This window comes from Ensifer sp. ENS08, from assembly GCF_014852195.1.
Lineage (GTDB): Bacteria > Pseudomonadota > Alphaproteobacteria > Rhizobiales > Rhizobiaceae > Ensifer > Ensifer adhaerens.
This window is the reverse complement of the sequence record NZ_JACVBF010000076.1, coordinates 1-311: the sequence shown is the minus strand read 5'-3', so window position 1 is coordinate 311 and position 311 is coordinate 1. Positions and strand designations below refer to the sequence as shown.

Below are 311 nucleotides of genomic sequence, written 5' to 3'. Positions count from 1 at the left end.
AAAGCTCGGCTGGTCGAAGGAGAAGCTGCAGGTCACCTTCCAGTCGCGCTTCGGGCCTGAGGAATGGCTGCAGCCCTATACCGACAAGACGGTCGAAAAACTTGCGCAGGACGGTGTCAAGCGCATTTCCGTCCTCAACCCGGGCTTCGTCTCCGACTGTCTGGAAACGTTGGAAGAGATCGCCGAGCAGGCGGCCGAAAGCTTCCATCACAATGGCGGCGAGAAGTTCACCCACATCCCCTGCCTGAACGACAGCGCCGAAGGCATGGCCGTGCTCGAACACGTCGTGCGCCGGGAGCTTGCCGGCTGGC

General features: G+C 61.7%; 1 protein-coding gene. It reads left to right on the top strand.

Annotated features, from left to right (window positions below; all coding sequences use genetic code 11):
* On the top strand, positions 1–311 hold a 311-nt coding region (locus IB272_RS34580), incomplete at both ends, for a ferrochelatase (protein ID WP_192445902.1).